General features: G+C 42.6%; 21 protein-coding genes. 11 read left to right on the top strand and 10 right to left on the bottom strand.

Annotation, left to right across the window (positions count from 1 at the left end):
* Positions 1–519: 519 nt before the first annotated feature.
* On the bottom strand, positions 520–897 hold the full coding sequence (locus tag GTQ43_RS10605) for a hypothetical protein (RefSeq protein WP_265272573.1): 378 nt from the start codon (positions 895–897) through the stop codon (positions 520–522).
* Positions 898–902: 5 nt separating this feature from the next.
* Entirely contained in the window at positions 903–2,486 is a 1,584-nt protein-coding gene (locus GTQ43_RS10600; RefSeq protein WP_265272572.1) for a GMC oxidoreductase, read from the bottom strand.
* A gap of 1,062 nt (positions 2,487–3,548) precedes the next feature.
* Here GTQ43_RS10600 and GTQ43_RS10595 point away from each other — a divergent pair.
* A complete protein-coding gene (locus GTQ43_RS10595; protein WP_265272571.1) occupies positions 3,549–4,451 on the top strand; it encodes an SMP-30/gluconolactonase/LRE family protein in 903 nt (300 codons plus the stop codon).
* Positions 4,448–4,990: a DoxX family protein gene (locus GTQ43_RS10590; RefSeq protein WP_265272570.1), complete on the top strand. Its 543-nt coding sequence runs from the start codon at positions 4,448–4,450 to the stop codon at positions 4,988–4,990. Before GTQ43_RS10595 ends, GTQ43_RS10590 begins: the two co-directional genes overlap by 4 nt.
* 3 nt (positions 4,991–4,993) lie before the next feature.
* On the opposite strand, the gene GTQ43_RS10585 is transcribed toward GTQ43_RS10590, so the two are convergent.
* Positions 4,994–5,986 (bottom strand): VOC family protein, encoded by a 993-nt coding sequence (locus GTQ43_RS10585; RefSeq protein WP_265272569.1) that lies wholly within the window; start codon positions 5,984–5,986, stop codon positions 4,994–4,996.
* Positions 5,987–6,534: 548 nt separating this feature from the next.
* Here GTQ43_RS10585 and GTQ43_RS10580 point away from each other — a divergent pair.
* Positions 6,535–6,993 carry a cupin domain-containing protein gene (locus tag GTQ43_RS10580; RefSeq protein WP_265272568.1) on the top strand — a complete coding sequence of 153 codons (459 nt, stop codon included), beginning with the start codon at positions 6,535–6,537 and terminating at the stop codon, positions 6,991–6,993.
* A gap of 21 nt (positions 6,994–7,014) precedes the next feature.
* Here GTQ43_RS10580 and GTQ43_RS10575 read toward each other — a convergent pair whose 3' ends face one another.
* Positions 7,015–7,596 (bottom strand): NADPH-dependent FMN reductase, encoded by a 582-nt coding sequence (locus tag GTQ43_RS10575; RefSeq protein ID WP_265272567.1) that lies wholly within the window; start codon positions 7,594–7,596, stop codon positions 7,015–7,017.
* Between the two features lie 357 nt (positions 7,597–7,953).
* Between GTQ43_RS10575 and GTQ43_RS10570 the strand changes: the two genes are divergently transcribed.
* Positions 7,954–8,382: a hypothetical protein gene (locus GTQ43_RS10570; RefSeq protein ID WP_265272566.1), complete on the top strand. Its 429-nt coding sequence runs from the start codon at positions 7,954–7,956 to the stop codon at positions 8,380–8,382.
* 100 nt (positions 8,383–8,482) lie between these two features.
* Here the strand turns inward: GTQ43_RS10570 and GTQ43_RS10565 are convergent, their stop codons facing one another.
* Together GTQ43_RS10565 and GTQ43_RS10560 are read right to left on the bottom strand one after the other, a co-directional pair.
* A complete protein-coding gene (locus GTQ43_RS10565; protein WP_265272565.1) occupies positions 8,483–9,976 on the bottom strand; it encodes a catalase in 1,494 nt (497 codons plus the stop codon).
* Between the two features lie 197 nt (positions 9,977–10,173).
* A complete protein-coding gene (locus GTQ43_RS10560) occupies positions 10,174–11,103 on the bottom strand; it encodes a carbohydrate ABC transporter permease (RefSeq protein ID WP_265272564.1) in 930 nt (309 codons plus the stop codon).
* Positions 11,104–11,226: 123 nt separating this feature from the next.
* Between GTQ43_RS10560 and GTQ43_RS10555 the strand changes: the two genes are divergently transcribed.
* Entirely contained in the window at positions 11,227–11,889 is a 663-nt protein-coding gene (locus GTQ43_RS10555; RefSeq protein ID WP_265272563.1) for a GIY-YIG nuclease family protein, read from the top strand.
* A 253-nt stretch (positions 11,890–12,142) separates the two neighbouring features.
* On the opposite strand, the gene GTQ43_RS10550 is transcribed toward GTQ43_RS10555, so the two are convergent.
* The 3 genes from GTQ43_RS10550 to GTQ43_RS10540 form a co-directional block, all read right to left on the bottom strand.
* On the bottom strand, positions 12,143–12,925 hold the full coding sequence (locus GTQ43_RS10550) for an ABC transporter ATP-binding protein (protein WP_265273727.1): 783 nt from the start codon (positions 12,923–12,925) through the stop codon (positions 12,143–12,145).
* Positions 12,926–13,148: 223 nt separating this feature from the next.
* A complete protein-coding gene (locus GTQ43_RS10545) occupies positions 13,149–13,991 on the bottom strand; it encodes a methyltransferase domain-containing protein (protein WP_265272562.1) in 843 nt (280 codons plus the stop codon).
* Between the two features lie 105 nt (positions 13,992–14,096).
* Positions 14,097–14,798: a hypothetical protein gene (locus GTQ43_RS10540; protein WP_265272561.1), complete on the bottom strand. Its 702-nt coding sequence runs from the start codon at positions 14,796–14,798 to the stop codon at positions 14,097–14,099.
* Positions 14,799–15,294: 496 nt separating this feature from the next.
* Here GTQ43_RS10540 and GTQ43_RS10535 point away from each other — a divergent pair, with 496 nt between their 5' ends.
* From GTQ43_RS10535 to glgB, 3 genes are all read left to right on the top strand, one after another.
* The gene (locus GTQ43_RS10535; RefSeq protein ID WP_265272560.1) at positions 15,295–15,513 is read left to right on the top strand and encodes a hypothetical protein; all 219 of its coding nucleotides are present in this window, start codon (positions 15,295–15,297) and stop codon (positions 15,511–15,513) included.
* A gap of 544 nt (positions 15,514–16,057) precedes the next feature.
* Positions 16,058–16,390, top strand: coding sequence for a hypothetical protein (locus GTQ43_RS10530; RefSeq protein ID WP_265273726.1), 333 nt, complete (start codon positions 16,058–16,060; stop codon positions 16,388–16,390).
* A 258-nt stretch (positions 16,391–16,648) separates the two neighbouring features.
* A complete protein-coding gene (gene glgB / locus GTQ43_RS10525; protein ID WP_265272559.1) occupies positions 16,649–18,940 on the top strand; it encodes a 1,4-alpha-glucan branching enzyme in 2,292 nt (763 codons plus the stop codon).
* A 109-nt stretch (positions 18,941–19,049) separates the two neighbouring features.
* Here glgB and GTQ43_RS10520 read toward each other — a convergent pair whose 3' ends face one another.
* Complete coding sequence (locus GTQ43_RS10520) at positions 19,050–19,547, bottom strand: pentapeptide repeat-containing protein (protein ID WP_265272558.1); 498 nt, start codon at positions 19,545–19,547, stop codon at positions 19,050–19,052.
* Between the two features lie 209 nt (positions 19,548–19,756).
* Between GTQ43_RS10520 and gcvT the strand changes: the two genes are divergently transcribed.
* The 3 genes from gcvT (at position 19,757) to gcvP (ending at position 24,585) form a co-directional block, all read left to right on the top strand.
* Complete coding sequence (gene gcvT / locus GTQ43_RS10515) at positions 19,757–20,893, top strand: glycine cleavage system aminomethyltransferase GcvT (RefSeq protein ID WP_265273725.1); 1,137 nt, start codon at positions 19,757–19,759, stop codon at positions 20,891–20,893.
* 125 nt (positions 20,894–21,018) lie between these two features.
* A complete protein-coding gene (gcvH, locus tag GTQ43_RS10510) occupies positions 21,019–21,408 on the top strand; it encodes a glycine cleavage system protein GcvH (RefSeq protein WP_265272557.1) in 390 nt (129 codons plus the stop codon).
* 240 nt (positions 21,409–21,648) lie between these two features.
* Positions 21,649–24,585 (top strand): aminomethyl-transferring glycine dehydrogenase, encoded by a 2,937-nt coding sequence (gene gcvP / locus GTQ43_RS10505; RefSeq protein WP_265272556.1) that lies wholly within the window; start codon positions 21,649–21,651, stop codon positions 24,583–24,585.
* Positions 24,586–24,753 lie beyond the last annotated feature (168 nt).

Here is a 24,753-nt window from a genome sequence, read left to right as displayed (position 1 = left end):
ATTTGCTAGAAATAGGGCAAGGTTCCCTACCCCGTAGTCTTGATTCAGGGTAACTGAAAAGGGAGCATTCCAAATGTGTAAAGACATAATTTGTCATTACGATCCGGAACGCAGTCAAGCGATCGCTTGACTGCGCTTCTCTACGAGATGCTACCGCTAACCCTCGTAATGACGTTGTGTAATTAATTTTATATTACTACCAGGACTTACGCAAAATCATGAAAAAACGAACCGCAAAGGACGCAAAGGACACAAAGAAATAAGAGTTTCAGAGAGTTTTTGCGTAAGTCTTAACTACTTCTGTTGAGTAGTTAAACAAAATTAATTACACAATGTCATTGCGAATGGAGCGTAAAGCCTTCGGCATAGCTTCGCTTAACGCGGTAGCGTCTCGTAGAGATAGCGAAATGAAGTATAAGTCTTTCGGACACGCTTCGCGATCGCGGGGGCTAGGATTGCTTCATTTCGCGTAGTTATGCATGCTTAATTAATAAATATTTCAAAAATCAAATAATAGTCCTATCTGAGTTGGATTTCTCCACCGTTAGGTTTTGATAATGCTTGTAGTTCTTCCCAAGTGTAGTGACGGGGTAGTTCAATTGGTTTGTGATTGGCTCCTAATCTCAATTCAATTGTCGGCTGGAGTTCTTCAATAAACTCTTCGGCATACCCTGCCAGCTGATTACCTGCAATACCACCAGCGATCGCTCCTGCAACCCCAGCGATCGCCGCACCCACTTTCCCCCCAATGGAGTGACCAAGTTTAGCTCCTGCAATGCCAGCTCCCACAGCACCTAAACTTGTAGCTATGGGATGAGAATCTGTTGCATCTGAACCGATTTGTTGAGATTGAATCTCTTGGTCAAGTTGTTTAATTTGCTCTTCATCGTTTGTCATTATGTTTATCCTTGTGATTTCAAGCGTTCAGCGATGAGATCGCCAACCCGCAACGCATTGGCCATAATCGTTAATGTCGGGTTAGCACCTGAATTTGACGGAAAGAAACTACTATCTACCACGTAAAGATTATCGACATCATGGGTACGGCAATTGATGTCAAGAACTGAGGTTTTCGGATCTGTACCAAATCGACAACTACCGCATTGATGCCCAACTGCTGGATCTGGCAAGTGAGTGCGGGGATAAATACTAAATGGCAGGACGTGTTTAGCAGATTGCGGAATTGACTTTAATACAGATGTCCAACGATGGATTAAGCGATCGCCCGCTTCGGTATTATTTAGTGTATAGTCAATGTGAATTTTGTCACCCACTACACGAATCCGATTATTTGGGTCTGGTAAATCTTCTGTTTGCAACCACCAGCCAACTGAACGTTCTGCAATTAAATGGCGCTCATACTGAGGGATCAGTTTAATAAACGGAGCCATCAGTGGCGGAGCCTCGGCGGGAATCATATCGGCTAGAACATTACCAGTATTCTGCACCATCCCCATTGGATAAGGAAAATCCGGTTCTCCCCAATAAAAATCATTGACGGCGATGGTTTTTTGAAATTTGGCGCGATTCACCTCTAGATGGATGGAAACGATCGCTGCTTCCAGCTGTTTCATAAAATTCCGCCCCACCTGATCGGAACTGTTCGCCAAGCCATTCGGATGGCGATCGTTAGCAGAACGTAACAGCAAGGCTGCTGAGTTGACAGAGCCACAGGCAACAACTACGATATCACCTGCAAACCAATGTCGCTCACCTGCAATTTCAGTTTCTACACTTGTAACTTCTTGTCCCGACTCGCCAGTATGCAGTCGTAAGACTTTGGCATTAGTTAAAAGGGTGAAATTTGCATACATTTCGCGGGTAGGACGAATGGCGTTAACATCGGCATCGGCTTTTGCATCAACCAGACAAGGGTATCCATCAAAGGTATCACAGCGAATACAGGGACTATTTAGGCGATCGCTTTCATTAAGTTTTAATCCCAGTGGTAGATGAAATGGGTAATAACCCAGTTCGCGAATGCCATCAGCAAGAAACTGCATATCCGGCTCATGACTTACTGGCGGATAAGGATATGGTTCGCTGTGGGGTGGTTCGGTTGGATCTTCCCCCAAGTTTCCATGTACGTCATACAACTTTTCTGCTTGGGTGTAGTATGGCTCAAAGTCTGAGTATTTGAGCGGCCATTCTGGAGAAATCCCTCCCTTGTGAATTACCCTTTCAAAATCTCGCTCCCGTAATCTAATCAAAGCTGCACCATAGAGTTTAGTATTGCCACCAACCCAGTAGCCTGTCTGCGGTTTAAAGGCAATACCATCTTTGTCATACCATTCTTCATCTGTGTGATAGCGATGTTTTTGATAAACCTCTTGGGGACTCCAGTTAGCTTTTTCTCTGGGCAAAAAGTCGCCTCGTTCTAGCACTAGAATTTTTTTGCCTGTGGGTGCGAGGCGGTGAGCTAATGTACCTCCACCGGCTCCTGTACCGATGATGATGATGTCGTAGTGTTCAGTAATGTTTATCATATATGCAGCTTACCCACGAAAAAATTTTGCGCCACTAAGCATAAACAACTCACTCCTCACAACTTCTAACTCCTCTTTATTTTGTTTCACAGACATACTTTTAAACTATTCCAGATGCAGAAAAAGCAGAGATAAAAGTATGCTTAATTAATCGAACTGCCAATAACGTCATCGCGCAGCTTCTTACAGAGAAGAATCCGAGAATGTGCCTAAGTTCTATTAGGGTTGTTAATTAATCATTATTTTTTCAATCAGCAGTCGAGTCTATTAGCTAAGTACATAGAAATACTGTATAACTCTCCCGATATATCCTAGAACAGACTAAAGCTTTAATTATCAAATTTCTTCTACCTAATGGATTAATATTGCTTATGTCTAAAGGAACTTTACTTAATTTTCTTCAAAAATAAAATAGGAAGTTTATACTATTTCTATATCTAAGGTTTGAGGTAAATCCAAACCGAATCTGGTACAATCCAATATTGTATTATCTTATAGGTTTATAAATAAGTCGTTAGAGGCAACTAGAATATATCTGCAAGATTTCAATTGAGATTTTTACAAAATATTAAATCTAGCTATAGGAATCATATTTGATTTCTGTAGGACTTACGCAGAAACTCTCTGAAACTCTTATTTCTTTGTGTCCTTTGCAGTTCGTTTTTTCATGATTTTGCGTAAGTCCTGTTCTGAACAAAATTAGGTATTGTAGGGTGTGTTAGAACGAAGTTCGTAACGCACCATTATCAAGGGTTCGGCGCGTTACGCTGTTGCTAAGAGGTTGTTTTAAAAGTGTTTCCCTGTGACTTTAGGCACATTTAGATCCCCCCTAACCCCCTTTTTAAGGGGGGAACCGAACCAAAGTCCCCAATTTATCGGGGGATTTAGGGGGATCTAAAACTTTTGATACCGATAAGAGGACTTGTTCATTCATCCTCTAACACACCCTACTGATCTTTTCAGGGATCAAACCTGATTGCTATAGTTTTATAGGCATAAATCAGTATGAGTCTTAAGCCGTTATTCCTTGTAAAAAGCCTAGTTAAAGGATAGGAGATTTCCATGTCTGAATCCTTACAAATCTATGACGATCGCCTACTTGCTATTGTGTCTCCAAATACTTCACTACAAAAGCTAGCCAACGGTGCAGTTCATAGTGAGGGGCCTGTTTATTTTCATGAGGACGATAGTGTTGTATGGAGTGACGCTCACGGCAACCGCCTGTTGCGTTGGAGTCCTACTGATAATGTAAGTGTCCTACGAGACCCATCTGATTACCAAAATGGTAATTATCGAGACTTGGAGGGTCGTTTAGTTGCGTGTTCGTCGGGTTTGCGTGCCATCATCCGCCGCGAACAAGATGGTGAATGGAAGGTTTTAGTCGATCGCTACCAGGGCAAACGCCTTAACAGTCCCAATGATTTGGTAGTCAAAAGCGACGGCACAATTTGGTTTACCGATCCACCTTATGGCATCACTGAGCCAAATCAAGGTTACGGCGGCGAACAAGAACAACCCGGAAGTTATGTATATCGCTTTGACCCATTAACAGGCGAAATTTATCCTGTAGTAACGGATATGGTACGTCCTAATGGACTGGCTTTCAGCCCAGATGAAAGTTTGCTGTATGTTTCAGACACAGCTGCATTTAATATCCCTGGGGGGCCTCATGACATCCGTGTGTATGAGGTCGTGGACGATCATCTGAAGAAGGGGCGTGTATTTGCAGTCATTGAGCCAGGACAACCTGATGGATTTCGGGTAGACAAGTACGGCAATGTTTTTACCAGTTCTGAAGACAGCGTGCAAATATACACCTCCGATGGGACTCTGTTGGGAAAAATTCTTGTACCGGAGATATCCACTAACTTAACTTTTGGCGGTAAAAAAGGCGATTCCCTTTTTATTACAGCAGGTCATTCCTTATACGCTCTTGACCTTAATACCAGTGGTGTACAACAATGATTTATAAACTTGGGATTGGTGTAGCGATCGCCTTTTATCTAGCTTCATTTAATTTCCCACAGCTAAGTCCACACTTATTAAGTTCCCTCTCTCCTACATATCCTGACGGATTTCCAGGATTAGCACTTTTATTACTAAGAGTTAGCCTTGGCTGGTTGTTTATATTACATGGTTATCCCAAAATAACGCATCTTCGCCAGTGGGCTGAGTCTCTAAAAACACCTGTTGTTCTTTGCTTTTTATCAGCTGCATCCATGTTAGGTGGGGGAATTTTTCTAATTATTGGATTTCTGACACTCTTAGCAACATTGCCAATTCTCGGCTCAATGATTTTTGCAATCTATTTAGACATTTCTGGAAGTAAACCTTTTGTAGCCCAAGATCCATACCTAATTCCAGAAGACCAATATCAAGGGCCTTTAGGAAAAGGCGAACCGCCAAGTTGGGAAAAAGCCTTTATGTACTGTGTCATGCTAATTGCGATCGCAGTTTTAGGCCCTGGTGCATATTCCTTAGATGTTCTTATTTTTGGACGATAATAATTATCTGACTAAATCATCTGAAATTAGTAAGATTCCATGCCCATCAGGGTCTTTAACCAAACAACCTTGGCGGTAAGGAAATGAGCTATCTGCAAATTGCACAATCCGCGATGATACAAACTTAACCCCATTCTGTCGCAGGATCTCTACCACCTGCTCAATGTCATTCACAACAAACTCAATTTGCATGTGTGCAATATCGCAACTTTTCCAGTCACTCGGTATAGGACGACCTTTTTCAGGCACAAGATAGTTTAGCAATTCAATCCCTAAACCACCTTGAACAGGTCGCAGTCCTGTAATTTTGACTTTAGCTCCTGGTAAATTATCTAAGCGACTTTGGGTTGCACGCCAGTTGAGACTGCGGCTATCGACTTGCATTCCCAGGAGGTCGCGGTAAAAGTGGAGACTTTGCTCAGGATCAGAAACTGCGTAGGCGTAGCCCGTCGTAGACATCGCACTATGATCGATTCCCAAAAACAAGCGATTTGGATTCTGATGCCACTTGTCTTGTCCTTTGTCGCTAGGAAACCAAAGTAACTCTAAATTATGACCATCAGGATCTTTAAACTTAAAGGCGCGGACACCACCAGATGCTTCATTATCAGGTAAGATTATTTGTGGTGCAACTGAAATAGGTTCAATAGGAAATAAACGCACTTGTGCATAAGCGCGATCCATATCACTTACCACAATTGCTAGATGTTGAAACCAGATATCATTACTTTGAGAATCTTTTGGGATGGGTTTTCCTTGAACGTTGAGATACTCCATCAACTCGATGAGTTCATCACCTAGTTGCAAGGTGACAATCCGAATTTTTGCCTCAGTCAGTCCTTCTAAGTCGCTGTAATCTTTTCCTTCAACTGTGATGTCGCCAATAAGTTCAAAACCAAGTGCTTCTTGATAGAAATTTAAAGAGCGATCGCAGTTTGTTACCGTTAATCCAATAGCTCGAATTCTTTGTACTTGTACATTAGTTCCATTAGGCATATTCGACAGATCCTCTACTGAAAATTAACGTTCTGTTCAGAGATATTGGGCATTGGGAAAAGAATAAATCTTTCACTTACGCCTTTTACCATCTGCCTTTATTCGGTTGTGAAATTGCTTTATTGTCTAGAAAATGAGTGCTGTTGTCTTCATCCTCTAAAGATTGTATTGTAACTCTTTAGATAGATATACTACTTACTCCAATAGTTAGAAGCGGATTGTCACTGCAAACCTTTAGACTGATTCCAGCACTAAATTAGTAAACAATATTAGATGAATATATAGGACTCCTATTTGATTTCTAAACAAAATTAGGTATTTAGGACTTACGCACTTTACAACGTAAACACGCTGTTTCAGGTTTTTCATTGATGGTAAATAGTTAAGCATCTCTTTCTTCTCTCTGCGTTCTCTGCGCCTCGGCGGTTCGTTAAAAAATTGATTTTGGAACCAGAGTTTTAGCCCTAACTGAACCGTATTGGTTTATAAGTTACTATTTTTATTGGAAATTTTTGTAAGCTCACCGCGCAATTAAAGAGAGACATTCTATGCAGAATAATGAATCATACAAGCCGACAATTGACTACTGGCATGTCTGGACTGACCGCGACGGCATCAGTCACCAATCCCGTTGTCAAATTCAGGACTTCATTGAGAAAGGTATAGCCCCTGATACCTCACCACAGTGGCTTTCTAACTTGAAACAATCTGGTGCCACAATCACTTTTACTGTATTACCTGTGGGATGGGTTGGTAACTGGCATGAGAACCCGAAGCCCCAGTGGATCATCCCTTTGTCGGGATGCTGGTTTGTGGAGACTATGGACGGACAGAGGGTAGAGATGGGCCCTGGCGAAATTTCTTTTGGAGAAGACCAGGGTACGAAAGCAGACGTGCAAGGTCATAAAGGTCACTTATCTGGAACAGTAGGCGATGTACCCGCTGTTTTGATAATTGTGCAACTCGAAGAAGCTGCGACTATGGAGCAATCTTGCCGATTTAGATGAAAAAGAAAAGAGGATAAATGATTAGAAGGGGTTTCCTTTTTCCTTTCTTTGTCGTTGCAATGCTTCTTCATACCACTCTAATTCATCCAAAAATTGACTGACTTTTTTTGTCAATGCGATCGCCTGTGAAGCACCTGTTTCATCCAGAGAGTCCCCAATTTTAGAAATGGCAAAAATGGAAGAAATAGTAGACATTCCCATCTCTGACAGAAAAGAACGCAACTGTATGGCTGCGCGCACTCCTCCAAAGCTACCAATTGAGTAGGAAACAATACCAGCCGGACGGAAAAAGTATTCTTCTAGATAGTGATCCATTAGATTACTCAATCCCGGCTGAATGGAATGGTTATATTCTCCTGCAACAACTACAAAACCGTCTGCTGTTCGGATATATTCTGCCAATTCTTCCATCTTTGCAGGAGCCTGACCTTTAGCATACTCTTTATACATCCGGTCTAAGATGCCAAAGTTATATTCTTTGGCATCGACAAAAATCACCTCATGGTTTCTTTGTTTGAGTTGATCGATGATGAATCTGGCAGCTTTGATCCCCTGGCGATCGCTCCTGTAAGAACCATAGAAAACTACTGTTTTGAAGCTCATAATAAGAGTTCTAAGTCTAGTCACAAATTGAATTTACCATCTGCTGGCTGCTAAGATGCGATCGCAATAAATAACTCTCTGGGCATTCTTGTCTGCCAAGGATTTTTTACAAAGGGCAGAGTTTCATCTGCTTTTGAGAAGTTTTTAAGTATAATTACTTAATAGGTGTTAACCAGTGCCAACAAGAAACTATTTTTCACATCTGTTAGTAACAATGATTGTTAGGGAAGCATAATTTAGAGTTGCTAAATCTCAAAGGTCTTGATAAGCTGAAACACCAATAATATAAGCCTTCTGGCGGTTTTTCTATCTTCAATATCCCTGAAGATGCCGACGCAATTATAGGAGTATTTTTTAGTGAATGCAGCTGAACAGGCAACGAACCTTGAACTCGCCAGCAACATTGCTACAGTGGTTAATTTGTTCAAATTCGAGTTTCCTGATGCCAAATCGGATCTCAAACCCTGGAAAAATGACCCAGAAACCAGGGAGTTAATCGATCCAGATTCTATAGATATTGGCTTTCACTTTCCTGGTATCAGCAAATCTTGGCGAAGTCGCAGTATTTTGATTCAAATCCGATTTTATCAAGATCCCATCAATAATTCCCGCCGTGCGATCGGTGTGGAGGTAGCTGGATTCGATCATCGCGGTGAAGCGTGGCGACTTTCTACGGTAGAAAACTGGAGTATTATCGGTGCATCTTCACCTTCTGGTGAAATTGGGGATAAGCTTAAACAGATTTGCCGACAGATTTTAGAAATTTTTAATAAGCCAAGTGATTGAAGGAGGCAGAAGAAACTCTGCAAGATCCCCGACTTCTTGAAGAAGTCGGGGATCTAAATCTAGCTTAACTACGTAACCCACACCCTACGAAACTACGAGGCTACCAGTTACCTACAGGTTGAGCAGTCGCAGAAAACATTGAGGGATCGATTGAAATCCCTAACCCTTCAGCTACACGACGACCATAAGAAACATCCGCTCGGAAGAAGTGGCAAAGTTGGCGCATTTGGATGTCTTGTCTCGCTTGACTGAGACTGCCCACGATATTATGAGCAAGGCGCTCTTGCTGCTCAGGAGTTAGTAACCGATAGAGATTACCTGCTTGGGTATAATCGTCGTTTCCTTCACGATGACTATAACGATCGACAGTGACATCGCCCAAATGGTTAGGTGGTTCTGCATAAGCTGGATCTTCTTTGGGTGTACCCTCCGCACTATTGGGTTCATAGTTAGGAACGCTACCGCCGTTGTTCCCCAAAGCCATAAAACCATCTCGCTGATAATGCATCACTGGACATTTGGGCTGGTTAATGGGTATTTGCTGATAGTTACCACCCAAACGATACCGTTGAGCATCTGGATAAGAAAAGAGGCGAGCTTGCAAAACTTTATCGGGAGAGAAACTAACCCCAGGTACTACCGCACTAGGACTAAAAGCGGCTTGCTCAACTTCGGCGAAATAATTCTCAGGGTTCCGATTTAGCTCTAGTATCCCGACTTCAATTAAAGGATATTCCCCTTGCTTCCAAACTTTCGTCAAGTCAAAAGGATTATCTGGATGTTTTGATGCTTGCTCCTCTGTCATTACTTGAATACACAGCCGCCATTTAGGATAGTCTTTTTTAGCGATCGCTTCAAACAAATCATGAGTCGCATGATCCGGATCTTCTCCTTTGATCTGAGCCGATTCTTCCTCTGTCAAGGTTTGATGACCTTGCAAGGTCTTAAAGTGAAATTTGCACCAAATGCGATCGCCTTGAGCATTAATTAAACTGAAGGTGTGGCTACCAAAGCCATCCATATTTCGATAGGTTTTGGGAATTCCCCGATCTGAAAACAAAATCGTCACCTGATGGAGCGATTCAGGACTAAGTGACCAGAAATCCCACTTAGCATTCTGGTCTTTGCAATTGGTTTGGGGATTGCGTTTTTGGGTATGGATGAAATCAGGAAACTTCAAGGGATCGCGGATGAAGAAAATCGGAGTATTGTTACCTACAATATCCCAGTTCCCATCTTCAGTATAAAACTTGACCGAAAAGCCTCTAGGGTCACGCTCGGCATCAGCTGAACCCTTTTCTCCCCCAACTGTAGAAAAGCGCAGGAAGACTTCTGTTTTTTTGCCAATTTCAGAAAAAAGTTTGGCTTTAGTATAACGGGTGATGTCGTTAGTGACAGTAAAAGTACCATGAGCAGCCGCACCTTTAGCATGGACAACACGCTCAGGAATACGTTCCCTATTGAAATGAGCCAGCTTTTCTATAAGATGGAAATCCTGTATTAATACAGGGCCACGCGCTCCAGCCGTGAGGGAGTTTTGGTTGTCGGCAACAGGAATACCGTCAGCAGTTGTCAATTTTTGGGGTTCAGTCATGGGTAAAGAAGCTCTCCATTAAGTTACTGAGATTGACAAAGTACATTTTAGTTAATAATTAGATGCCTATTAATATAGTCATCTAATTCATAGTCATAACGAGTTCATATATAAATCATACTCGATATGACTATGAATTACAACACAATTTTTTGTATTTTTGAGATGTATAAGGATCTAGAGATTTTTGGGGGTATTTAGATTGTGATATTTTCTTCCCCCTGCTGATTGATAACTAATCGCAAAATGGATAATCCTAAAATTATCAAAAATAGCACTAAACCAATTGTGCAAGCATAGCTGATTTCCAAATTACCAAAAGCTTGCTCATATAGATAATAAACAATTGTTTTCGAGCTATTAAGTGGGCCCCCTTGGGTCATAATGTATACTTCTTCAAACACTTTAGTGGCAGAAATAGCCGAAATTACCGCAACTAATGCTAAATATGGCTTCATTAGAGGGATGGTAATATCCCAATGTTTGCTAATACCATCAGAGCCATCAATGGCTGCGGCTTCGTACACATCAGCAGGAATTGATTGCAACCCTGCTAAATAAATTACCATATAGTAACCTAGTCCCTTCCACACTGTTACAGCCATAACGCTAGCAAGAGAAATTGGTATAATACCAAAAATTTTCGCTGGGCTAGTTAGCCAAGGAATACCTTCTGGGAAAAGACCCAAAGCTTTTAGAAACTGATTGAGTAATCCGTTTTCTGCATACAGCCATTTCCAAGCTATTCCTGCCACCACCATTGAAATTACTACTGGGGTGTAGTACGCTGCTCTAAACCAATTCATCCCCCGCAATTTTTGATTTACCAAAATTGCCAGTAATAAGGGCGCAATTACTAAAATTGGCACTACACCCACAAGGTATAAAAAAGTATTTTCCAAGGTTTTCCAAAAAACTGCATCTTTCCAAAGTTTGAAAAAGTTGGCGAAACCTATCCATTGTGGCGGCTGGGCGATATCTTCATAGCTAGTAAAGCTGAGGTAAAATGCTTGCAGTGCAGGTAAAAAGACAGTTAATCCTAAAAGAGCTAAGGCGGGTAGTAAAAATAGATAAGGGGTAAGGCGCTGTTTGATGAATATCCAATTTTGAGGTGTCAATTGATTCATATAAGGTCTAATAGTTGTTTCACTTTTTCAGCAAGAATTTGGAAATGTGAGTAGATTTAAGCTTCAATATTCTAAAGACATATATTTGTGTACCGCTAATTAATAACTTAGAGATTAACTACGATGGAAACTCAGCACAACCCGCCAATTGAACATCAAAATGTCCCCATAAACCACCGTGGACTACATGAATTTTTGTATAGTTCCGATGATGAACACACCGCCATTGAGGTGAGTATAACGCCTGAACTAGCAAACAATGGGACTGAAATCATTGAACTTAAAGCTTGGAGTGCAGCTGCTCAGAACGCTAAAATTGCAGGTGTTTACGCAGTATTAGACACAGAACACTGTACACAGTACATCGGCTATTCTCGGAATGTGTTGCTTTCCCTAAATAGTCATGTCACCCAAAATGGTGAGCAAAAGTGTGCTTTGGTGCGCGTGCAAGCATTCAAGTTCCCCAAGCGTCAAGATATGGAAGATTTGCGAGATGCGTGGATAGCGGAACTCGAAAGCATACCACCTGGTAATGCAACTGATGGCGAAATGTGGGCTAGTACGGTAGGGGAAGCTGCAAAGGCGGTAATGTCAGAGGCGGAACGTCAAGCTTACGAGGAGAAAAAGCTAAAACTGCGGAAAGCAATGGCTGACACAACCCTCTCTAAAGAGTTAGAAACAATAGATGCGAGTATAGCCGAACGTCAGCGTCAACTTGAAACTGCTGTGACAAATGATGACTGGAGTGTAATTATCGATGCACAGACACAAGAAACCAAGTCTTAGGATGAGTTTCAGTCTTCTCGTTATTTCCCCACTTGGATAGCCTATTATTTTTTAAATAGCATTTGAGATGTGCTTACCCTGGTGTTCAAGGGGATGGAGGTGCGATCGCAGTTTGTATATTCTGTCATAGAAAGTAATTTAATTGGAGCGATCGCTTGATTATGCTTACTCCTTTGAGGTGAACGAATATTCGTGCCAATCGCAAATGGGGCGATACCCAATCGCTTGATAAATATGATTGGCTGTTATTGAGTTATGCTGACACAGCAGAAATTGCACAAACTTGTAAACCAACAGGTGTTTGAATAATCACGGATTCTACACCAAATACTTGAGCGATCGCCCTTGATGTCAGAACTTCTTCAGGTATACCAACTCCCCAAAGATGACCTTGTTTTAATAAAGCAATGCGAGAACTATATCGTGCCGCTAGGTTCAGTTCGTGTAGAACGGTGACAATAGTTAATTCTTGCTGTTGATTCAGATTTTTCAGTAGTTCTAATAGTTGTAATTGATAGTTAATATCTAAGAAAGTTGTAGGTTCATCTAGTAGCAAAACTTTTGGTTCTTGTGCTAGTGCTAAAGCTAAAAAGGCGCGTTGTTTTTCCCCACCGGAGAGTTCTTCAACTAAGCGATCGCTCAATTTTTCTAGTTGCGTCTTTTTAATTGCAGCTTCTACTTTAACCCAATCTTGGGCGTTTAATTCCCATTGCCACCAAGATTGATGTGGTGTGCGTCCTAGACTTACTAATTGTCGCACTGTTAAGCCGACGGGAACCGTCTGTTGCTGCGGTAATAATGCTAGTTTCTGTGCAACTAGATTTGCAGGTTGAGAGTGGATTACTTTACCATCAAGTAGCACTGTTCCCTGCTGTGGTGAGAGAATACGACTCAGCAATTTGAGTAAAGTAGATTTACCTGAGCCATTAGCACCAACTAGACTCAACCATTCTCCTGTTTGGAGAGTCAGGTTAATGTCTTGAACAATTGGGACTTTGGTATAACCGCCTGTAAGGTTTTGCAGTTCGAGTGGCATTTGTTGAAATTCAACCAGAAGAAACTTAATTTTATAAGGTTTACCCGATATCTGCATGAGAACAGGACTTAGGCAATCAATAGCCGAAACTCTTATTTCCATGTAGGGGCAATTCATGAATTGCCTCTACAGCGTATAGTTTTACGTAAGTTATCTAGAATTTAGAAGCTTTGCGATCGCTCCAAATCCCCTATAAAGGATCATGGCGCATCACTAGGAACATCTACTTATTGCCGTATAATAAGCCAAACTTAATTAAACCACGCTCATAACCGCGACGCATTAATCCTAGTGATAATGCGCCTTGGATGGTAGTCCAACCAGCATTTAGTAAGCCCCAAAGTGCTTGAGGAGTGAATGCTGAATCAATCACCACATTCCAGAAAGGGGCGACAGCAGTTGACCAATCAGCAGTGCGGATATTATGTAATGGTAGTTGATGTGCGATCGCTTCATATTCTGGTAAAGAAATCACATAAGGCAAACAATACACCCGATAAATATCCTGCAAATCTTTTTGTTCATCCGCCGTTAGTGGAGACTCATCAGTTGGTCTATGACACCATGTCACCATAATTAACTTACCACCAGGTTTCAATACTCGGTAACACTCCTGGAGAAACTTAGTTTTATCTGGCATGTGTTCACCACTTTCCAGCGACCAAACCAAGTCAAAAGAATTGTCAGCAAAGGGCATTGCTTGAGCATTTGCGACTTGAAACTGCGTTCTTAGGCTCAAATTAGCTTCCATTGCACGTTCCGTTGCTCTTGCGGCTTGTACTGGACTCAATGTAATCCCTGTAGCCTTAGCATTAAACTTCTGTGCGAGGTATAAAGAACTGCCGCCAATGCCACAACCTACATCTAGGATATTTTCTGCTGCTTGTATTCCTGCCCAATTAAGCAGTTCTTCAATTAAATCAATTTGAGCCTGACGGCGGTCTTTTTTCTGGGTACCATCGACACCGTAATAGCCGTGGTGCATGTGTTCGCCCCAAATCTGTTCCCACAGACCAGACGAAGCATCGTAAAATTGCTGAATTTGTTGGTAAAGTGTTGCACTCATGAAAAAAGCAGTGTTAAAACAAAGCCGAATTTAAAAAACATCCAAATTTTAGGCTAACATGTATGTTTTTAATTAAATAACGCGGGTTACTCCTAACTTCTAACCTTAATATCCCAGTGGCGAGAGTGTTTGCTGTGGCGTTTCAGAATTGGGCGTTGTGTTAGATGATGCTGGCTTAGGACTATGAGATGCTGGAGGCAAGAAAATCATGCCTTGAGGAGTGGGTGATACTAGCCCTGCTGTTGATTGTTCTGCTTCCTTAGCCATTTTATTTGTCAGCGTCGCGTTGGTTGTCGTTAGCAGCCGCTCATGAAGTTGCAGGTTTTGCAGTCGGCGATATGATTTACCCCAAAGCTCTTGAGAATATACCGTCCAGCCATAAACAGCTAGTGTTGATGTTACTAATAAGAATGCCAAAACTGACGAATAACGATGAAAAGTGTACAAGCGCAGTAACCATAAAGGTGTCGCTTCAGGATTAGACATTGTGGGAAGGTTGTTAAGAAAACCTGTCCTCAGACTTTTCTGATTTCCACTCGACTGCTGATTGAGATTTGGGGTTTGTTTTTTACCCAACTCTTTCACCGATTTGGGTGGGATGGCCTCATTTTTCAAAGAAACCGCTAAATTTTTCGAGGAAGGCTGTTGTCTTTGAGAGGATACTGGTACGGCTTGGTTAGCCGGTGTAGAAGCGTTCCGTGCTGGTGACTCCATACGCGCAGAGCGTCGCCTCCCTAAAGAAAGGATAGAATCTCGCCGGAACCAATTACCCCTGGGAGAAACAGCAGATTTACGAGCAAGTACCATAAGTTTTTTAAGATGGGAAATACTGTACTTTAGATTGATTGTCTGTTTTTGCTTAGGTTAAAATAGCTTTATGTGCAACAAGCACACATAATAGACTACACCCTTTTTAATGTTCTGATAGGTAGCTGTACTAATGGTTTGCATCGCCTAGATATTCCAATGCTTGCAATCAGCGATTAAAAACTGAACAGCTTGCCCTTTAGATATCGCACCTAAAGTATGGCAACACGGGGTAGTAAGATGCAATACTCCCTGAAAAAAATAAAATTTTTTGCTATGATAGCTCGGTTTACTAGAAAATTTGGTAATTTCTATTTTACTCCTGAGTTAAGAGAAACTAACCAAATAGCTGGATGATACGTAATTCCAAAAATAATATCCCAAAGGGTTGTTTTTTGAAGTATGTAATCTCACAGCATAAAAAAAAGCAATAAATACGGTATCGTATTCAACAGGCGAAAAATTGTTCTAGCCACAATTGGTGTAAAGAGGAGTTATGAAAACAAAAATCTTTGGTTTGGCAGTAATCTTAAGTCTGGCTACAATTCTCGGAGCTTGTGAAGGCGGTGGTGGTGATGCTGGTAGTGGTGGTGCTACTACCAGTCCAGCTGCTACAGGTGAACCAACTGATGCACCTGCAACTACACCCGCAGCTACACCTGCAACTACACCCGCAGCTACACCTGCAACTACACCCGCAGCTACTCCTAAATAAGGCATCCTCAGTTTTAGTTAAATGATGCCCAAAACAGCTTAGTAACAATGCTCGTCACCACACAGTTTGAATTAATTAGGTTGATATAAAAACCTGTATCTTTCTGTTAGTGTGTCACAAGCCCAGAGTTTGCTCAAATATCAGCTAATTAGGGTAGTAAATAAAGGACACTGGTGATAAGAGTTACTTCTTAAACCAAGTGTCCGCCTAAAATTCTCGCCTGACTCAACTTATTCCAAATCCAAGGAAGTTGAGTTGGATAAATCTAAGCCATTGTGTGGGCAATGTACTTCCCTCATTTGGTGTTCTGAATGGCTTAGACTCCTGAGTTTTGAGAGGGCAAAACAATTTATCGCGATCGCTGGCAATTGGTCAAGAGCATTCCCTGTAGTCTATTCTTTATTAAGAGAGACCTGGTATGTCCTTTGATATTGCCAGATTTTTATTGGGCATTGGGCGAACCCGAACAGCGTCTCATAGAGAGGCCAAACTATGGGGTGGGGAAAACAGATTTTCATGCTGCGTTGTGAACGCGGTTCAGGAGATGGGGAGAGTTAAAGGGAGAAAGGCAGTAAAATTACTGGTTTTAATTGTGATTAGTGCAACAATAGTTGTATTAACTGGCTCTTGGGGATCGGCGGTAACAGCATTACCGCCACCAGAGGATACACCAGAAGAGATATTACGGGCACAGATTATCATAGAAGCGCGATCGCCTATTGATGGAAGATTCCTAACATCTGCCGAATACGCCCAATTGCAAACGCAGCTGCAAGAAGTCCCACCACCGAAACTAGACCCCAGAATTCGGGAACAGATTTACTTACTTCGTCTACGTAAAACCTTACTTCAGTTTTTGCCATTTTTACATTTTTGACAAATTACTCAAGGGTCAAAATTAAAAAGGGAGGGGGCAGGGGAGGCAGGGGAGGCAGGGGAAGCAGGGGAAGCAGGGGAAGAATAATTAATTTCCCAATTCCCTATTCCCAATGCCCTATTCCCTATTCCCAATGCCCAATACCCCATTCTGATGTAGGATAACGGTGGCGACAAAATTGCAAATAAATGTAAAGAATATACATAGATATTAAAAAAGTAGATTTAGTCAATCACGTTATTTCACTTAGGTAGCTTCATGTCAATGACCACGATCGCCCCTGAACAGGTTAACAGCATCGTTTGGAATCAGCATAACGATCCCTTTGAAATACTAGGTTCTCATCCCATAGAACAAGACGGAAAAACTGTCTGGGCTGTGCGGGCTTACCTACCAAATGCAAGTGCAGTATGGGTAGTTCTTCCCGAACAACGGAAAGAATACCCAATGCAAACAGTGCATCATCCCCACTTTTTTGAATGCACTATTGAAACCGCAGAACTGGCAAACTACCAATTACGGATTAAAGAAGGGGAAAATGAACGAGTCACTTATGACCCTTATGCCTTCCGTTCTCCTAACTTGACTGACTTTGACTTGCATTTGTTTAGTGAAGGCAACCATCACCGGATATATGAGAAACTGGGAGCGCACCCCACGGAAATAGACGGCGTTAAGGGCGTTTATTTTGCGGTTTGGGCACCCAACGCCCGTAATGTTTCATTGCTAGGAGATTTCAACCTCTGGGATGGGCGCAAACACCAAATGCGTAAAGGCCCGACTGGGGTTTGGGAATTATTTATTCCTGAAATCGCTGTGGGAGAGCATTACAAATATGAAATCAAAAATTTTGCAGGACACATTTACGAAAAATCCGATCCCTACGGCTTCCAGCAGGAACCCCGCCCGAAGACAGCATCTATTGTCACTGATTTAGATGCTTATAGTTGGAATGACCAAGACTGGATGGAAAAGCGGCGGCGCACTGACCCCCTAAATCAGCCTGTATCAGTTTATGAAGTACATTTAGGCTCTTGGTTACACGCTTCAAGTGCCGAACCTGCTAAACTACCAAATGGTGAAACTGAACCTGTAGTTATCGTTTCAGAACTGAAGCCAGGCGCGCGTTTCCTTACCTACCGGGAACTAGCTGACCGACTGATTCCATACATCAAAGAATTGGGATACACCCATCTAGAAATGCTACCCATTGCGGAGCATCCCTTTGATGGTTCTTGGGGTTATCAAGTAACTGGGTACTATGCCCCCACCTCCCGTTTTGGCAGCCCTGAAGATTTCATGTATTTTGTTGACGAATGTCACAAACATGATATAGGGGTAATTGTCGATTGGGTTCCTGGTCACTTTCCGAAAGATGGACATGGTTTAGCTTTCTTTGATGGTAGCCACCTGTACGAACACGCTGACCCCCGCAAAGGCGAACATAAAGAATGGGGTACTTTGGTATTCAATTATGGTCGCCATGAAGTTAGTAATTTCCTAGCAGCAAATGCCCTATTTTGGTTCGATAAGTACCACATTGACGGAATTCGTGTCGATGCTGTTGCCTCGATGCTCTATAACGATTATTGCCGCGAACCAGGGGAATGGTTGCCCAACAAGTACGGTGGCAGAGAAAACCTCGAAGCAGCAGATTTTCTACGTCAGGTAAATCACATTATTTTTAGCTATTTTCCCGGTATTCTTTCAATTGCGGAAGAATCTACATCTTGGCCAATGGTATCTTGGCCCACCTACACAGGTGGACTAGGTTTTAACTTAAAGTGGAATATGGGCTGGATGCACGATATGCTGGATTACTTCAGCATGGATCCTTGGTTCCGTCAGTTCCACCAAAACAATATCACCTTTAGTATGTGGTACAACCACAGCGAGAACTTCATGCTGGCTCTGTCTCACGATGAAGTGGTGCATGGTAAGAGCAATATCATCGGTAAAATGCCGGGGGATACATGGCAGAAGTTAGCTAATATCCGTTGTTTATTTAGCTATATGTTTGCTCACCCAGGTAAGAAAACCATGTTTATGAGCATGGAGTTTGGGCAGTGGAGTGAGTGGAATGCTTGGGCAGATTTGGAGTGGCATTTATTGCAACATGAACCACACCAACAGTTAAAAACGTTTTTCCAGGAATTGAACCATCTCTACCGTTCGGAACCCGTTTTGTACACCCAGGATTTTGCCCAACCGGGGTTTGAGTGGATTGACTGTAGCGATAATCGCCATAGTGTAGTTTCTTTCATTCGCCGCGATCGCGATTCTGATGATTTTGCGATCGTCGTTTGCAATTTTACACCACAACCGCACTCTCACTACCGCATTGGTGTACCACAAAAGGGATTTTATACTGAGTTGTTCAATAGTGATGCACGTAAATATGGCGGCAGCAATATGGGCAACTTAGGCGGTAAGTGGACAGATGAGTGGTCATTGCACAGTCGTCCTTATTCCCTCGATTTATGTTTACCACCTTTGGGTGTGTTGATTCTCAAGTTAGATAAGGAAAAGACGGCACAAGCACTAGAATAACAATTATCCCATAATTGTTATTGATGTTTTTTCTCAGCGTTCTCTGTGCCTCTGCGGTTGAAAAGTAATTTATTTAACCACAGAGGCGCAGAAGACACAGAGTAAGATTCTACTTACATCCTAAAGACTGGCGAGTATCTACACCAGTTTTAGAATTTACACCACTTGCCTGAAGACAAAGTTTTTTCACTTGTGTCCCATCTAAAATTGCATTGGTAAAATCAGCACCTGTGATATCCACGCCATCAAAAGTAGAACGTAGCATCATCGCATCAGTCAATATAGCATCACTTAAATTAGCATCCTTAAACCTGGTTAAATAAGCTATACCTTCACTAAAATTAGCACCATGCAGATTTACTCCCTCCAATAAAGTACCGTTAAACACACCACCACGTAAGTCAGCATTGCTAAAATTAGCACTCTCTAATTTGAGATTGGTAAACTCAGTGCCAATTAAACTTTGACCAGAATAATCTTTGCCCTTGAGTTCATCATTACCCACCGAACGGGTAATACTCGAAGAACTTGCAGCTTGTGCCGATAGGGGAAACAAAAAAAGAACCATAGCTAAAACAAAGCTAGCTAACAGTCGGCAATATTTCATAATCTCTTCTTAATAAATCTCAACACTTTCACCATTAACTATTAAACCTCACAGAGAAGGACAAAGGAGTGAAGAAGGGAATAGGGTACAGGGTAGAGATTATTCCTATCCCTATCACCTGTCACCTCTTCCCTAATCTCTCGTAGGATGATAGATGTTGAGGTGCGATGCCTAACGGCAAGTTGCTCCGCATCTACGCAAAATTATCTGTGGCTAATCAAGAAGACAACGCCCAATCTCTGGCGCGAACCCCTTTATATCAAGTCGGTGTAGAACTCAAAGCCCGCTTTACCAGCTTTGGTGGCTGGGAAATGCCCGTGCAATTTAGTGGCATTAGCCGCGAACACGAGGCTGTCAGAAATACAGCCGGAATGTTCGATATTTCCCACATGGGTAAATTTACCCTCCAAGGTAAAAACCTCATTTCCCAACTCCAGCCTCTAGTGCCTTCAGACTTGAGTCGTTTGCAACCCGGTCAAGCGCAATACACCGTATTGTTAAATCCCCAAGCGGGAATTATTGACGATATTATTGTCTATTACCAAGGTGAAGACACCACTGGTATACAGAAGGCATTCATTATTGTCAATGCAGCAACCTCTGGTAAAGATAAAGCATGGCTATTGCAACACCTTGACCTGGATAAAGTGGAATTCCAAGACCTTTCACCAGAAAAAGCCTTAATTGCCGTGCAAGGGCCAAAAGCGATTAAATATCTCCAGCCTCTAGTGCAAGAAGACTTACAATTAATCAAAGCCTTTGGACATTTAGAAGCAACCCTACTAGGGAAACCTGCTTTCCTAGCCCGCACAGGTTACACCGGAGAAGATGGCTTTGAGGTGATGGTAGACCCAGATGTGGGGGTACAATTGTGGCGAAATCTCCATAAAGCTGGTGTTATCCCCTGTGGACTTGGTGCGAGAGACACCTTGCGACTAGAAGCAGCGATGGCACTTTACGGACAAGATATTGACGACACCACCACACCTTTAGAAGCAGGTTTGGGGTGGCTAGTTCATTTAGATACCAAAGGCGAATTTATTGGTCGGGAAATTTTAGCACAGCAAAAAGCTACTGGAATACAGCGTCGATTGGTGGGTTTGCAAACTCAAGGACGCAACATTGCCCGTCATGGCTACCAAGTTTTATCAGCAGGTAAAGTTGTAGGTGAAGTGACCAGTGGCACTCTGTCGCCTACACTTGGTTATCCTGTTGCCTTAGCCTACGTTCCTACCCAGTTAGCATCCGTTGGTCAACAGCTAGAAGTCGAAATTCGCGGCAAGGCTTATCCAGCAATTGTGGTTAAACGTCCCTTTTATCGGTCAAAAAATCGTGTTGCCAACTGATAAGAGCCGGGGTTTTTGAGGAATAATGTGTTGTGAGTTACTCAATCTACAGTCAGGTTTATTACCAGATATAGCTTGGATGACTGTTGAGGCAATAATTTTTTTAATAAGGGAGAGGAAGTGATATGTCTTTTGAATATCCTCAAGATTTCAGATACCTGGATTCTCATGAATACGTGCGAATAGATGGCGAAATTGCCACCATTGGCATTACTGAGTTTGCCGTACATGAATTGGGTGATATCGTCTTTTTGGAACTGCCAGAAATTGGTGACGCTCTTACCAGGGGAGAAAATTTTGGCACAATTGAATCAGTTAAAGCCGTTGAAGAACTGAATTCACCAGTCACAGGCACAGTAATAGAACGCAATGAAGCCTTAATTAATTCTCCCGAAGAAGTGTCAGAAGACCCTTACGGAGAAGGGTGGTTTTTGAAAGTGCGCGTCAATGACCCTGCTGAAATTGAGGATGCTTTGACAGCAGATGAGTATCGTGCCCAGGTAGAAGGGGAGTAGGGAGTAGGGAGTAAGGGGGCAGGGGGCAGGGGGAAAAACTACAAATTCTTCTCCCCAACTCTCCCCGATGCCTGCTCCCTTGCCTCTTTTCTATCCCCCTTGCTCCCCGCTCCCTGCCCCCTGCCTCTTTCCACTCCACTCGAAAATAAGTCATGAAATTTAGATAAACTCAAAAGTTACACCTACTTCTCATGAGTATTTATTGCAAAATATGAAATAGTACCATCTGGAGATTAATTTGTGGTATTGAACGCCCCTATTCTCAAGTCTAATGAGCAGCAAGTGCTGGACGAAAAAAGTCAAAAGTTAAGTAGTTTTGTGCCAAGACACATTGGCCCTAACTCCGAAGACATCCAGCTTATGCTTAAGGTTTTGGGGTTTCCTAGCCTGGATGCCCTAATCGATAAAACACTTCCCCAGACAATTCGGGTGAAGCAACCGCTAAAGTTACCAGAAGCGGAAAGCGAATACGCAGCACTGACATCGTTAAAAAAAGTTGCTGCGAAAAATCAGGTTTTCCGCTCATACATTGGTATGGGATATTACGACACTATTACCCCACCTGTAATTGGGCGTAATATCTTGGAAAACCCAGGTTGGTATACTGCCTATACTCCTTATCAGCCAGAAATTGCCCAAGGGCGACTGGAAGCGCTGCTAAATTTTCAAACCCTGATTATTGACCTCACAGGTTTGGAAATTGCTAATGCTTCGTTGCTTGATGAAGCTACAGCCGCAGCTGAAGCAATGAGTTTAAGCTATGGTGTCTCCAAAAATCAGGCCAATGCTTATTTTGTCTCTGGTGATTGCCATCCCCAAACTATCGACGTGTTGCAAACACGCGCTAAACCATTAGGGATTAAGATTATTATTGGCGATCATCAAACATTTGATTTTGATCTACCAATTTTTGGGGCTGTTCTACAATATCCCGCAAGTGATGGCACTATTTACGACTACCGCGCTTTTATAGAAAAAGCCCATGCTAAGGGTGCATTGGTGACGGTAGCAGCAGATCCTTTAAGTTTAACTTTACTCACCCCTCCTGGGGAATTTGGCGCTGATATTGCTGTGGGTAGCACCCAGAGGTTCGGTATTCCCTTGGGGTTTGGGGGGCCTCATGCGGCATACTTTGCGACGAAGGAAGAGTATAAGCGGCTGGTTCCAGGGCGAATTGTGGGTGTATCAAAAGATGCTCAGGGTAAACCTGCATTGCGTCTGGCGTTGCAAACCCGCGAACAGCATATCCGCCGCGAAAAAGCTACTAGTAATATCTGTACTGCACAGGTGCTACTGGCGGTGATGGCGAGTATGTACGCAGTGTATCATGGGCCAGATGGACTTAAAACAATAGCTCAGAAGATACATTACCGAACTTTGATTTTGGCAGAGTGGTTGCAGCGACTAGGTTATACCATTAGTTCCAAGCCTTTCTTTGATACGCTGCGGGTAGAGTTAGGAACTAAACCTTTGGAAGAAATTCTACAAGCTGCTGAAGACCGTCAAATTAACCTGCGTATTTTTGATACATCTACTGTTAGTATCTCGCTGGACGAGACTACAACATTGGATGATGTGCGAGATATATGCCAAATTTTTGCAGGGAAAGATGAGCTAGGGTTTGTTTTAAATGTGCAAGAGACGGAATGGATAATTCACCAATCAGGTTTAAACGGTGAACCATTTAGCCGTCAAAGTACATATCTTACTCATCCAGTCTTTAACCGCTACCACTCAGAAACTGAGTTGTTACGCTATCTGCACAAGCTTGAAGCTAAGGATTTATCGCTAACAACATCGATGATTCCTTTAGGTTCTTGCACAATGAAGTTGAATGCAACAGCAGAGATGATTCCGGTAAGTTGGGAGGAGTTTGGCAAGATTCACCCATTTGCACCTGCGTCGCAAACTCAGGGTTATCAAATCTTATTTAAGCAGCTTGAGGTATGGTTAGCTGAAATTACTGGTTTTGCCGGAATTTCTCTACAACCAAATGCTGGTTCTCAGGGGGAATATGCTGGACTTTTAGTGATTCGCCAATATCACGAAAATCGCGGTGAAGCACATCGCAATGTCTGTTTGATTCCCACCTCGGCACACGGGACAAATCCGGCGAGTGCGGTGATGTGTGGGATGAAGGTGGTGGCTGTTGGCTGTGACTCACAAGGTAATATTGACGTTGATGACCTGAAGGCGAAGGCAGAAAAACATAGCAATGAATTAGCCGCCTTAATGGTGACATATCCCTCAACTCACGGTGTCTTTGAGGAACCAATTCAGGAAATCTGCGCTGTTGTTCATAGTCACGGTGGACAAGTTTACATGGATGGGGCAAATATGAACGCCCAAGTAGGGATTTGTCGTCCTGGGGATATTGGCGCAGATGTCTGTCATTTAAACTTGCACAAAACCTTCTGTATTCCTCATGGTGGCGGTGGCCCTGGTATGGGGCCAATTGGGGTTGCATCTCATCTCGTGCCATTTTTGCCTGGACATCCTGTTGTTACTATCGACATCTCAACTCAGCACTCTAATATTGGTGCTGTGGCGGCTGCGCCTTGGGGTAGTGCGAGTATATTGGTGATTTCTTGGATGTACATCGCCATGATGGGTGCTGATGGTTTGACCCAAGCAACTAAGGTGGCAATTCTCAATGCTAACTACATTGCCAAGAAACTGGAATCGTACTATCCGGTTTTGTATCAGGGGAAAAATGGTTTAGTTGCCCATGAATGTATTTTAGATTTGCGATCGCTAAAAAAATCAGCTGCGATCGAAATTGATGATGTGGCGAAGCGTCTGATGGATTATGGTTTCCATGCGCCGACTGTCTCCTGGCCTGTAGGGGGTACAATCATGGTGGAACCTACAGAAAGTGAATCTAAGCAAGAGTTGGATCGTTTCTGTGATGCGTTAATTTCTATTCGCCAAGAAATCGCTGAGATTGAATCAGGTAAGGTGGATGTTCAAGATAATGTTTTGAAGAATGCACCCCACACCGCCGAAAGTTTAATTACTGGAGAATGGCAGCATTCTTATTCTCGTGAACAAGCTGCCTATCCTGCGCCTTGGACTCGTGAGTATAAGTTTTGGCCGGCTGTTGGTCGCATTGATGCGGCTTTTGGCGACAGAAATTTTGTTTGTTCTTGTCTGCCAATGGATGCTTATTCAGCATAAACCAATAAAATTTAATTAACTCGATCCCTCCAACTCTCTTTTTAAGAAGGTTGGGGGGATTTTTAAATAATTAGGCATCACGAACTGATATCATGTCCGCTTGATTGCTTATTAAACCCGAAGAACCCCTCCCCGTCAAAGCTATGCTTTGTCTTCCCTCTCCGCTTG

The organism is Nostoc sp. KVJ3 (assembly GCF_026127265.1).
GTDB lineage: Bacteria > Cyanobacteriota > Cyanobacteriia > Cyanobacteriales > Nostocaceae > Nostoc.
The sequence above is the reverse complement of the archived record's forward strand: the minus strand, read 5'-3'. Positions and strand labels throughout refer to the sequence as shown.

Bases quoted from the DNA above. Each gene is read 5' to 3' on its own strand.
- GTQ43_RS10550 (WP_265273727.1), bottom strand. From the start codon at position 12,925: ATGCCACTCGAACTGCAAAACCTTACAGGCGGTTATACCAAAGTCCCA.
- GTQ43_RS10560 (WP_265272564.1), bottom strand. From the start codon at position 11,103: ATGAATCAATTGACACCTCAAAATTGGATATTCATCAAACAGCGCCTT.
- GTQ43_RS10565 (WP_265272565.1), bottom strand. From the start codon at position 9,976: ATGACTGAACCCCAAAAATTGACAACTGCTGACGGTATTCCTGTTGCC.
- GTQ43_RS10585 (WP_265272569.1), bottom strand. From the start codon at position 5,986: ATGCCTAATGGAACTAATGTACAAGTACAAAGAATTCGAGCTATTGGA.
- GTQ43_RS10545 (WP_265272562.1), bottom strand. From the start codon at position 13,991: ATGAGTGCAACACTTTACCAACAAATTCAGCAATTTTACGATGCTTCG.
- GTQ43_RS10605 (WP_265272573.1), bottom strand. From the start codon at position 897: ATGACAAACGATGAAGAGCAAATTAAACAACTTGACCAAGAGATTCAA.
- GTQ43_RS10540 (WP_265272561.1), bottom strand. From the start codon at position 14,798: ATGGTACTTGCTCGTAAATCTGCTGTTTCTCCCAGGGGTAATTGGTTC.
- GTQ43_RS10530 (WP_265273726.1), top strand. From the start codon at position 16,058: ATGGGGAGAGTTAAAGGGAGAAAGGCAGTAAAATTACTGGTTTTAATT.
- GTQ43_RS10535 (WP_265272560.1), top strand. From the start codon at position 15,295: ATGAAAACAAAAATCTTTGGTTTGGCAGTAATCTTAAGTCTGGCTACA.
- GTQ43_RS10555 (WP_265272563.1), top strand. From the start codon at position 11,227: ATGGAAACTCAGCACAACCCGCCAATTGAACATCAAAATGTCCCCATA.
- GTQ43_RS10575 (WP_265272567.1), bottom strand. From the start codon at position 7,596: ATGAGCTTCAAAACAGTAGTTTTCTATGGTTCTTACAGGAGCGATCGC.
- GTQ43_RS10520 (WP_265272558.1), bottom strand. From the start codon at position 19,547: ATGAAATATTGCCGACTGTTAGCTAGCTTTGTTTTAGCTATGGTTCTT.
- GTQ43_RS10600 (WP_265272572.1), bottom strand. From the start codon at position 2,486: ATGATAAACATTACTGAACACTACGACATCATCATCATCGGTACAGGA.
- GTQ43_RS10590 (WP_265272570.1), top strand. From the start codon at position 4,448: ATGATTTATAAACTTGGGATTGGTGTAGCGATCGCCTTTTATCTAGCT.
- gcvH (WP_265272557.1), top strand. From the start codon at position 21,019: ATGTCTTTTGAATATCCTCAAGATTTCAGATACCTGGATTCTCATGAA.
- GTQ43_RS10580 (WP_265272568.1), top strand. From the start codon at position 6,535: ATGCAGAATAATGAATCATACAAGCCGACAATTGACTACTGGCATGTC.
- glgB (WP_265272559.1), top strand. From the start codon at position 16,649: ATGTCAATGACCACGATCGCCCCTGAACAGGTTAACAGCATCGTTTGG.
- GTQ43_RS10595 (WP_265272571.1), top strand. From the start codon at position 3,549: ATGTCTGAATCCTTACAAATCTATGACGATCGCCTACTTGCTATTGTG.